10 protein-coding genes are annotated in these 9,076 nt (G+C 67.1%); all 10 read right to left on the minus strand.

All coding sequences use genetic code 11. The features are described from left to right. Position 1 precedes the first annotated feature (1 nt). Positions 2-313, minus strand: a complete 312-nt coding sequence (locus AR539_RS00755) for a hypothetical protein (RefSeq protein WP_066431362.1) — start codon at positions 311-313, stop codon at positions 2-4. Positions 314-324: 11 nt separating this feature from the next. Further along, the gene (locus AR539_RS00760) at positions 325-669 is read right to left on the minus strand and encodes a hypothetical protein (RefSeq protein ID WP_066431366.1); all 345 of its coding nucleotides are present in this window, start codon (positions 667-669) and stop codon (positions 325-327) included. Between the two features lie 118 nt (positions 670-787). Then, a complete protein-coding gene (locus AR539_RS00765) occupies positions 788-1,195 on the minus strand; it encodes a hypothetical protein (protein WP_066431367.1) in 408 nt (135 codons plus the stop codon). Between the two features lie 73 nt (positions 1,196-1,268). Continuing rightward, the gene (locus AR539_RS00770) at positions 1,269-2,216 is read right to left on the minus strand and encodes a P22 phage major capsid protein family protein (RefSeq protein ID WP_066431369.1); all 948 of its coding nucleotides are present in this window, start codon (positions 2,214-2,216) and stop codon (positions 1,269-1,271) included. A gap of 27 nt (positions 2,217-2,243) precedes the next feature. Then, a complete protein-coding gene (locus AR539_RS00775; protein ID WP_066431371.1) occupies positions 2,244-2,786 on the minus strand; it encodes a hypothetical protein in 543 nt (180 codons plus the stop codon). A gap of 116 nt (positions 2,787-2,902) precedes the next feature. Further along, positions 2,903-3,262: a hypothetical protein gene (locus tag AR539_RS00780; RefSeq protein ID WP_066431374.1), complete on the minus strand. Its 360-nt coding sequence runs from the start codon at positions 3,260-3,262 to the stop codon at positions 2,903-2,905. 53 nt (positions 3,263-3,315) lie between these two features. Continuing rightward, on the minus strand, positions 3,316-5,370 hold the full coding sequence (locus AR539_RS00785; protein ID WP_066431376.1) for a VG15 protein: 2,055 nt from the start codon (positions 5,368-5,370) through the stop codon (positions 3,316-3,318). Positions 5,371-5,391: 21 nt separating this feature from the next. Beyond that, entirely contained in the window at positions 5,392-6,765 is a 1,374-nt protein-coding gene (locus AR539_RS00790) for a phage portal protein (protein WP_066431378.1), read from the minus strand. Positions 6,766-6,793: 28 nt separating this feature from the next. Further along, entirely contained in the window at positions 6,794-8,500 is a 1,707-nt protein-coding gene (locus AR539_RS00795) for a terminase large subunit (RefSeq protein ID WP_157360888.1), read from the minus strand. Further along, on the minus strand, positions 8,497-8,949 hold the full coding sequence (locus tag AR539_RS00800; RefSeq protein WP_066431385.1) for a phage terminase small subunit: 453 nt from the start codon (positions 8,947-8,949) through the stop codon (positions 8,497-8,499). Before AR539_RS00800 ends, AR539_RS00795 begins: the two co-directional genes overlap by 4 nt. Positions 8,950-9,076: the final 127 nt, after the last annotated feature.

The raw sequence follows: 9,076 nt of genomic DNA on the forward strand, positions 1-9,076 counted from the left end.
GCTACCTGCCCTGACGCTTCACCTGAAGGCCCACGGAGGAAGCCGCCTTCACGAGGGGCCCTCGCTTGGCTTCGACTGCCATTCCGGCGACGTGGGCGAGGGTTATGTCGACGGCTGGCCGGGAGCCCTTCAGCCTTCCGCCTGAGGCAATGCGGGAGCGCTTGACGACGGGGATCGGTTTGCCGGAGGCGGTGGGACTCCCGACGGCCGAGGCGACCGCCGAGCCGAGCACCTCGACTTCCGCCTTGACGGCGGCCGAGGCCAGGATTTCGCCGATTCCGGCGCTGTCGAGGCGGATTTTTGGCGCGGCCATTCGGCCTCCTTTCAGCCGGAGGAGCGGGATAGGGTTGCGGTCGTGTAAACGCGGGAGGCGAGGCCGTGGCGGACGGTCGGAGCGCCGTATACACGCCATACCTCGCCGGCGATTTCGACGCGGTCGTTTTCGGTCAGATCGGCAGCGCCGGGGACAAAGAGGGCCTTCTCGCCACGGATCACGCGGCGGACGGTGCCCTCGGTTTCCTCGGCGCGGACGTCCTGCACTGTCGCGCCGATCAGCCGGACGCGCTCGGGGGCGTCCCAGGACTCGACGGTGTCGCCGTAGGAGTCGACGCCCGCTACCGCTCGTAGCCGGTAGACGGCGGGGACTACGCGGTAGGAGGTAAGTAGCACCGGAGTTCCTCCTCAGCGATCAGGGGGAAGAGGTCGCTCTCGGGGTCGACGGGGACGCCGTCCAGAGCGGCCGGGACAGAGTAGGTTGCGGCGGCCTCGGTGGGCATTTCGGGTCCTCCTAGCGGCTCAGCGGGTCGAAGTAGGCGCTAGGGGTCCGGATCGTGCCGACGAAGCCTCCGGAGCGGCCGGTAGCGGCTCGCTTGATCTGGGCAACCTCGCGGGCCGTGAGGTAGACGCCGGAGGTATCGGTGAGGCCGACCGAGTGCTCGCCGAGCGACTCCTGATTCATGCCTCGGGGATTCTCGAACTCGCGACGGGCGGCCTTCAGGACCACGAGGGCGACCACCTTGGGGGCGTCGGTTTCCCACGCCCCCGCCTTCGGGGCGGGGACTTCGGCGAGGGCCAGGGTCGCGGCGTCGTCGAGGGCGGCGGTAGCTCGGGCGAGCTCCTCGCCTTCCAGCGAGCCCGTCGGGAGCCCCAGACGCGCCTCCAGCGAGCTAACCGGAGGAGGGAGGGGTGAAGGCAAAGGGAAACTCCTTTCAGGGGCTCAGAGGGCCGTGGAGCGCCTCGGGTGAAGCGCCCCACGGTCTTCCTTGGGCTTAGGCCGGCTCAGCGTCCGAGATGCTCATGCGCAGAGCGGCGCCACCGGGAACCTCGACCACCGAGGCGGTCTTTGCGGTGTGGTCGCGCTCGATCTTGTAGAGCGGCATTGCGGCCACGCCCGCGAAGGTGCTGACCATAGAGCGGTCGATGGTCTTCGTCACGTCGTAGTCGCGGAGGTAGCGCAGGGAGTAGCCACCCCCGCTGATGGACTGGCCGAAGGAGGCGCCAGCCGGGACGATCGGTGCCCGAACTGCCAGGGTGAAGGCGTCGCGGTGGAAGGCCACGATTTCGCCGTCGTCGACTCGGGTCGACTCGACGATGTTGAAGCCCCGAACCTTGCCCACGTTCGCGTCGCGGAGAGCGGCGGTAGAGCCGGACTCGGAGGCGTCGGTGATCGCCTTGGCGTCCAGCAGGGCCGCGTAGACGTCTGTTCCTACGACGACGTTCAGGTTGGTGGCCGGGACGCCGCGCTTGCGGAGCTCCTTGCGGATCGCGGTGAAGGTCTTCACCGGGTCGGCGTCGCTCCACTTGATAGAGGTATCCAGGGTGATCGACTTCAGGGCCTTGGCGACTTCGTCCTCGACGGACTCCACGACGGCGTCGACCTGAGGCGCGAGAACCTGCTTCGAGAAGTCTTCGAGGTTCAGGGTCAGGTCGCCCTCGGAGAGGCCGACGGCGTTGTAGATGTGCTCGCCGAGGGATACCGGAACGGTCGTCTCGGTCAGGGAGTCGAGCACGATGTTGGTCGTCACGTCGTCGATGCCGCGAGAGCGGGCGATCAGCGCGGACGGGACGCGGACGTTCACGGTGCGGCCCTTGCCGCCGCCTCCCAGCAGGTCATTCTCGAAGTTGCGGTTGACCAGGGCGCCGAGGAAGGAGTCCTGAGTCGCCATTGCCACGGCGACCTTGGCGACCTGTTCGGCGGTGTAGAAGGTGTTAGCCATTAGAGGGTGTTCCTTTCAGAGGATGGTTTACTGACGGGCCGCGAGTGCGATCGCCGTCGGGTCAAAGGGGGTGGAGTCGTCGCCGCCGTGTCCGGGGGTCAGGTTGGGGGTTGGCTTAGCCGGGAGCTCCGGCGCGTCGGGCTTCTGCTCGCCGTCCTTCTGCTCGCCTTCGGCCGGTTCCTTCGGCTTGCCGATCGCGGCGAGCCGTTCAGCCTTGGCGAAGAGCTCTTCCTCCGTCTCGCCGGTCAGCAGATCGGCGAAGTCTTCGAGCTCGGGGTGCTTGCGGAGCACCTTCTGAAGGTTCAGATCGCGAGCGGCTTCCTTGGCCTTCTGCTCGGCGGCCTGAAGACGGTCCTGAAGCTTCTGGAGCTCGCTCTTGCCTTCGTCCTCGCGGGCCTGCCGCTCGGATTCGTAAGTGCTGTTTTTCTGCTTCAGGTCTGTAACCTCGGCGCGGAGGTTCTGGACCAGCTTCCAAGCCCGCTCGGCGTCGAAGTCGGCGCCCCAGGGCGTCTTTTCGGCGTCCGGCTTGGCGTCGGTAGCGGCGGGAGTCTGGTTTTCGGTGTCAGCCATGTGTAAACGTCCTCCTTGGGACGGTTGGCGCTCGTACCTGCCGAGCGCGGGTGATTTTGGGCATGAAAAAACCCGCCGCGGCCGGAGCCAAGGCGGGTCTTTCGGGGCTAACTAGGTCAGTTGCCCCATTCTTTCCTCACGTCCGCGACGATCGCGGGGAGAAACTCTTCTGTAGGGGTCGTGTGGAGCGTGCGGCCGAGGATTTCGGTCCACAGATCGGCCGCCGGAGTGCCTCGGGCGGCGCCTTGGGCCATAAGCTCTCGGACCAGCTCGCGGATCACGTAGCCGAGCTTGTCAGGGCCGGCGTCGGAGAGGAAGGCCAGCCGGTCGGGGTCTTGCCTGACCAGCCAGCCGACCGTTTCGTCGTCCGGAACCCATATTCTCGTAACCGTCCCGAGCGCCTCCCAGTCCGGCGCCGGGTAACGCTTCGGCGCGTAGCTGAGCTCGAACGGCTCGGAGGCTCTGTCGTGAAGCATCCTTTACCTTCTCTCTCTAGTCACGTCAACTTTAGCACGCGAGGCGCCTTACGTCACTGGAAGGGCGTAGTCGCCGGAGTGGGGACGGCGGACGCGGCGAAGGATGCGGGGTCGACGTCCTTTGGGATCACTTCGGCCTCGACGACGTAGTGACTGCCTCGGCCGGACTTGTAGACGTTGTGAATGTAGAGGCTCGTCGACCGGGCGAGGAGCATTTCGCGCTCGCCTCGGAACTGGGAGAAGGGATCTACCCACGCGACCGGGTGGCCCTCGGGAACTCTGATCTTCAGCTGGACTTGGCCGCCAAAGGAGGAGTTATCGGACTGGCCGGACATAGCCGTGGACGTGTAGCCGTGCTGGGTCTGGACCGTGCCGATCAAGTCCTCGGGCGGCGGGGGCGGGATGCGGAAGGAGCGCTTGCCGTCCGGCGTCGCGAACTCGTCCCAGCCGGTGCCTCGGGTCACGATGAAGTCCTCGGGAGCGCGTGTAAACGCAGCGTCGGCGTTCTTCGTGTGCGTCTTCCACGAGCCAGGCGGGAGCGTGTCAGGGTTCGCGTGCTCGCGGAGGGCTTGGTTCCAGGGTCGGTAGGAGCCGCCTGTGTACTTGTAGAGGGCGGCCTTTCCGACGCCTTCAGACGGGGGCGGGAACTTGGCATTTGCCCACTCGACGGCCTCGCGGTTGCTCGCGAAGATCAGGGCGTCGTCCATGCCTTTGGCCGTCGACGTGATGCCGTTGACCTCGCGCCATTCCTCGATGTAGCGCTTGTAGCGCGTGAGGCGGTTCCGGTAGCTCGTGAGCTCCTTCTTGTACGCCTCGGCGGCGCCGGGGATCGGGGCGTCGGCGGCCTTCATGGCGGCGAGGGCGTCGGCGTAGAGCTGGTCGTCGACGTAGCTCATGGTCTTCAGCGCGTCGAGCGCGGCCTTGTCGTGGCCGTTGATGACCTTCTGGACGTAGTGCCAGTTGAGCGAGAGCGTGAGGTCGCTCTTGGGGTTGCCCGTCTTGGCCGCGAAGTCGGCGTAGCGCTTCTTCACGGCGGCGAGCCAGCCGTCGAACGCCGCCGGGCCGAGGGTCGAGGCCGGCTTCGGCTCGACGGGCTTTACCGGGGCGGGTTTGCCCTTCCACTTCTTGATCTTGGCGGCTTCAGCGGCGGCCTTCTTGGCTTCCTCTTCGGCGGCCTTCTTGGCGGCGGTGTCCGCGGCCTCTCGGGCGGCCTTCTCGGCGGCCTTCTGGGCGGCGACCTGCTCGGCGTAGGCCGAGACGGCGATCTTGCGGGCCTCCACGACGGCCGGGGCGCTGATGTGCTTGGCGACCTTCTCCGTGAACGTCTTGAAGACCGGGGAGCCAGGGTCGTTTACCGCCGCGCCGTAGAAGGCCCGCCACTCGGCGAGTGTCAGCGTGGCGCCTTCCTTGCGTCCGGGGAGCGGGTTGCCGTTTTCGTCGACGCCGTCCCAGAGGTTCCTGAGGGCCTTTGCGTCCGGACTCCAGCCGCCGTCGGCTTCGCCCTTGAAGAACGGGCGCACGGAGCAACCACAGCCGTTATGCGCCTTGAAGCGGGCCGTGCCTTCCTTGTAGACCGGGCCACGGCCTACGAGCATGGCGCAGAAGTGGCAGGGCTGGCCGTCGGAGACACGTGCCCATCCGAGGGCGTCCTTGTCCTTCCGGACCAGCTGGATCAGGTGTTGCCGGGGTGCTTCGAGCGTGAGGCGCTTGCCGACGCGGAGGGTCTGGGCCTTGGCGGCGTCCATTGCGGCCACGAGGCCGACGCCGGAGGCGAGTTGCTTCTTGATTGCGACCGGGCCGGTCATGAGGAGGGCCTGAGTCGCCTTGAAAATGTCCATTTCCGGCGTCGCGAGGGCGGGGATCGTCTTATCGAACCCGGCGCCCTGCTTGGCGTCGCCGTAGTAGCTCCTAGCGGTGCCGGTCGCCATTCCTCGCCCCGCCGACACAAGGGCCAGGGCGGAGCGGAGGTAAGTCGGGAATGAGGCGTCGAGGTCGGCGGGCTTTAGGCCCTTGTCGAACGCGACCGCGAGCCCGGCCTGAACAACGGCCGCGTCGCGGACCTGCTTAGCCATGTGATCGCGGGAGAGGCCCACAAGGTCAACTGCCATAGTGGGCCTCCTCGCGGTCGGTTAGGCCGCGTTGGTGCCTTGGATCGCGGCGGCGTTGGTTTCACGGGTCGTTGTCTGCCGTTGCATTTCCGCGACGATGCCTCCGAGGAGGTCGGTTTCGTCTCGGATCGACTTCCAGTAGGAGACGTCCGTCTCGGTGACGCCGGGGATTTTCTCCCAGAGGGCTTCGACGGGAACCTGAAGCATCTGGGCGATCTTGCCGAGGGCGTCGACGGTCTGGGAGAGCGAGCGGGCCTCGGTGTCGCGCCAGCGGACCTGAGCGCTCGTGTCGATCGCGGCGGCGGAGTCGCCGGCGGCCAGGGCGGCTAGGCGGAAGGCGGACTCCCAGGACTCGCCGAAGAGCGTCTCGTACTCGCCCATCTTTCGCTGGGTCGAGGCTTCCATCTGGGCCAGCGCGTCGGCGCTGAGGTTCACGAGGTCGCCGGTCAGAATGTTCGGCGATACCTGAGCTACGGCGGCGAGCGTGCGGACGCTGGACTCGTAGGACTGAAGGTGGCCGGAGACTTCGGTCTGAGCGAAGTCGCCGAACTTGGCTTCGGTCGAGTCGCTGATCCAGAGCCGGTCTACGGCGGACTGGAACGGCTCGATCGGGTTGCCGTCGTCGTCCTCGGGGATCACGAGGCCGGTCGCCCACCGCTGGCGGAAGGCGGCGTACTGAAGGGCGATCAGGAGCGAGAAGACGATCTCGTTTACACGGTCCTGAAGGTTCAGCACCGGCCGGATGATGCCCACGGCCTCGCCGTCCAGCCGGTCGCGGAACCGGATAAAGGGCGTGTAGCCGAGGCCGTGATCGTCCACGCGGGAGAGTATCCAGCGGTCGGAGTCCTTCGGCCGTGCGAACGTGTAAACGCTCTGACGGTCCAAGAGCTCGATCAGCTGGGCGCCGTCGACCGTCGTGCCGAGGCGCCGGAGGCCGATTTCGGGGAACTCGTCGTCGTCGTCCCGATACCACGCCGCAGAGCGGAGCGGGGAGAGCGGGCGCATAAGCGGGATGCGCCGGGACTGGACCGTGCCGGGAAGGATCAGCGTGTAGCTGGCGCCGTATTCCAGGGCGCCCCGGTGGGCGATACTCTGGCGGGCGTCGAGGCCGTTCTCCTGCCAGTAGCCCCACGGAACGGCGTTATCGGCGGCCTTGGCGGGCCGGTAGCCGTCCACGAAGAGGCCCTTAGCGTAGGTATCGGAGAGGAGCGGGGTCCAGTTCGTTATCGCTCGGCCCGCTAGGTGCCTGTACTCGGCCTTGGCGCCTCGCGGCATGTACGGCATATCGTGGTCGCCCGCGAGGTAGCGGCGCACCTTGCCGAGGCGTCCGTCGCGGCCGAGGTCGGTCGTCAGTTCGTCGTTCAGCCGTCCAGCGAGGGAGGCGTCAATAGCCATTACGAGCCCTCCTTTCGGGCGTCGGGGGTTAGAAGCCGATCAGTCGGCCGGGGGCGCGGCGCTTCTTCTTCAGGCCGCCCTCGGAGAGGACACGGGTGCGGGCCATGCGGGCCAGCACGAGGGAAGCGACGGCGTCGATCTTCTTCGGCGACTCGCGGGTTTCCTTGCCGAAGTAGACGCCCCAGCGATTGATGCGGCGGCGTGCGTTGTTGACGTGGCGGGTCAGGATTTCCTCGGCATTGAGCTCCTTGGCGTTCCCTGAGCCGGCGATCAGCTTGTGGGCGGTCCAAGGGAGCTCGCCGTCGGTGATCGCCCGGTGGAGTGCTTCCACGGCGCGGGTCGTGTCCATCTGATGCCCGCGCATATCCCAGCCGATCGCGTGGCGGGTCGTGGCCTTCACGAGGAGGCGCTCGCCGTAGGCGTCCCGCCATGCGTCGACGTCGGTTTCCCAGTAGGCGACGTCCGAGAAAAACGCGACGACGTCGAGGGTCGAGAAAGCGAAGTCGACCGCGTCGCGGACCTGATCCTTCGGGACTTCCCAGCCTTGCCCCTTGGGGCCTTCGGGCTTTTCCCAGATCGCCAGCAGGAAGGCGGCGCCGTCGTCGACTCGGCACGCGACCAGCGCGGTCGAGTCGTCGGTGAGCGAGCCGTCGAAGCCGAGGGTGACGGTGTCGCCCTTCTTGGTCCGTGCGTTGGGATCGCCGAAGAGGAGCGGCCGGAGGTCGTCGCGGCGGTTCTTCATCCATTCAGGCGGGGCTACCCACGAGTCGGCGGCGGCCACGATCTGATTCAGGTAGAAGCGGCGGGCTTCCTCGGGCGGCGTGTCGGGGTCGTAGACCTCGGCCAGGATTCGCTCCAGGTCTACCCAGTGAGCGTCGCCGTAGGCGGCCTTCAGGCCAGCGAGGACGGCCTTCTCGTCGGCGAGGTCGATGTCTGCCGGGGCCTCGCGGGTGTCGTAGAGGAGGCCCTTGGCGACCGTGCGGCCTTCGACCATTGCCCGCCATGCGAGGTAGCTCGCCTCGGCGACCGAGTCGTGACCGGGCTCGTGAGCGTTCGTCGTCTCGACCACGCGGGCCGAACCGTCGCGGCTCTTGGCGAGGTTACGCCGGACCACGCGGGCCAGCTTGTAGCCGCCATTGCTCACGGTCCAGTGGTGGGTTTCGTCCATGATCGCGAAGGAGGGCCGGGCGCCTTCCTGAGTCGCGGAGTTCGCCGTGATCGGGACGATTTTCCCGGTCGGCGTCAGGATTCGGGTCATGCCGACGTCGAGGCCGTAGTCGTCGACTAGGGCCGAGTCCTCGCACATTGCGCGGATCGCGTCGAAGGTGTTTTGCGTCTGAGTCTCGGAGACACCCGCAATGACGATCCAGGGCTTCGGATGCTGGACGCCGATTGGCTCGCCGAAGGAGTCCCAGCCGCCGAAGCGGACGGGGCCGCAGAGCTCGGCGAGAGCCAGGGCGCCGAGGAACGGCGACTTGCCCCAGCCCTTAGCGCGTCGGAGCACGCCACGGCGGTTCTCAAACTTGCCTCCGGCATCGAGCGAGTAGAACCAGAGGATGAAGTTGCATTGCTCGCGTGTAAACGTATAGGGCTCGCCGGCCTGATCGCCGTCGGGCTGGAGGAGGTAGCCCTCGGCCCACTCGATCAAGCCCCAGCCGAGGGTTTTGATCGAGCCGTCAAGCGGGAACTCGGGGAGCGAGGTCACGGCAGTAACGGCGGGGGCCAAAGTGCTCATTTATCGCCCCTCATGCGGGCCATGACGTCGGCGCGGGAGCTCACAGAGCGAAGCTGGACTACCTCGGCGTCGGCGGCGGACTCGCGGGAGATGTGGATTTTGGCCCGCTGGCGGTCGACGTAGGTGGCGCCGTAGCGCTCCTCGATCAGCCGGAGCTCGGAGATTGCGGCGGCTGAGGGCTTCTGTGGCGCCTTCCAGACGTAGTCGTGGAGGAGGGCGGCCCGCTTCAGTGCTTCCCAGTCGGTGTCCTCGAAGAGCTGGGCCTGAGGCGACCGGCGCCAGGTCTCCCACCACGCGAGCGTCTCGGGGTGCGGATTGAGGATGCCCTTGGGGAGCTCGGGGCCGCGGAGCTCGCCGTCAGCGGTCAGAGTGACCGCGTCAGCTTGGCGGCGCTTCGTGTCGCGCTCGCGCTGATGCTGAAGTTTGGGCGCGGGACCACGTCCAGCCATGAGCGGCCTCCTTCCGTGAGGGTCGGGAAGTTGTGTATTTGAAAACCCCCAGACCCGCGCGCACAGGGAGGCGCTATGCCCCTTCGGTCAGGGAGGAGGGGGAGTGGGGGAGGTCTACCCCAGGGCG

Source organism: Arthrobacter sp. EPSL27, from assembly GCF_001512305.1.
Classification (GTDB): Bacteria; Actinomycetota; Actinomycetes; order Actinomycetales; family Micrococcaceae; genus Arthrobacter.

Coding starts and splice junctions, on each gene's coding strand:
- AR539_RS00755 (WP_066431362.1), bottom strand. CDS start 313: ATGGCCGCGCCAAAAATCCGCCTCGACAGCGCCGGAATCGGCGAAATC.
- AR539_RS00770 (WP_066431369.1), bottom strand. CDS start 2,216: ATGGCTAACACCTTCTACACCGCCGAACAGGTCGCCAAGGTCGCCGTG.
- AR539_RS00775 (WP_066431371.1), bottom strand. CDS start 2,786: ATGGCTGACACCGAAAACCAGACTCCCGCCGCTACCGACGCCAAGCCG.
- AR539_RS00780 (WP_066431374.1), bottom strand. CDS start 3,262: ATGCTTCACGACAGAGCCTCCGAGCCGTTCGAGCTCAGCTACGCGCCG.
- AR539_RS00785 (WP_066431376.1), bottom strand. CDS start 5,370: ATGGCAGTTGACCTTGTGGGCCTCTCCCGCGATCACATGGCTAAGCAG.
- AR539_RS00790 (WP_066431378.1), bottom strand. CDS start 6,765: ATGGCTATTGACGCCTCCCTCGCTGGACGGCTGAACGACGAACTGACG.
- AR539_RS00795 (WP_157360888.1), bottom strand. CDS start 8,500: ATGAGCACTTTGGCCCCCGCCGTTACTGCCGTGACCTCGCTCCCCGAG.
- AR539_RS00800 (WP_066431385.1), bottom strand. CDS start 8,949: ATGGCTGGACGTGGTCCCGCGCCCAAACTTCAGCATCAGCGCGAGCGC.